The sequence below is a fragment of the Pseudomonas sp. DCB_BI genome, from assembly GCF_026240995.1.
In the GTDB taxonomy this organism is placed as follows: domain Bacteria; phylum Pseudomonadota; class Gammaproteobacteria; order Pseudomonadales; family Pseudomonadaceae; genus Aquipseudomonas.
The window spans coordinates 1-387 of the sequence record NZ_JAPFCG010000091.1 but is presented as its reverse complement, the minus strand read 5'-3'; the positions used below and the strand labels follow the sequence as shown (position 1 = coordinate 387).

1 protein-coding gene is annotated in these 387 nt (G+C 56.3%); it reads left to right on the top strand.

Going from position 1 to position 387, the window contains the following annotated elements; all coding sequences use genetic code 11:
- Positions 1 to 4 precede the first annotated feature (4 nt).
- Positions 5 to 387 (top strand): hypothetical protein (locus tag OO258_RS27845; protein ID WP_416309236.1); only part of this gene is annotated, 383 nt, incomplete at its 3' end.

Here is a 387-nt window from a genome sequence, read left to right as displayed (position 1 = left end):
GGCCATGGCCCAGGTGCAGCTGCAGGAGTCTGGGGGAGGATTGGTGCAGGCTGGGGACTCTCTGAGACTCTCCTGTACAGCCTCTGGACGCACCCGTACAATGGGCTGGTTCCGCCAGGTTCCCGGAGAGCAACGTGAACTTGTAGCAGGTATTGGTTACAGCGGTAGTACCACATCCTATGCAGACTCCGTGAAGGGTCGTTTCACGGTCTCCAGAGACAACTCCAAGAACATGGTGTATCTGCAAATGAGCAGCCTGAAACCTGAGGACACGGCCGTTTATTACTGTGCAGCAAGTACACAGTATACTTACCCTGGGGCCGGTAGTTCCTATGACTACTGGGGCCAGGGAACCCAGGTCACCGTCTCCTCACACCACCATCACCA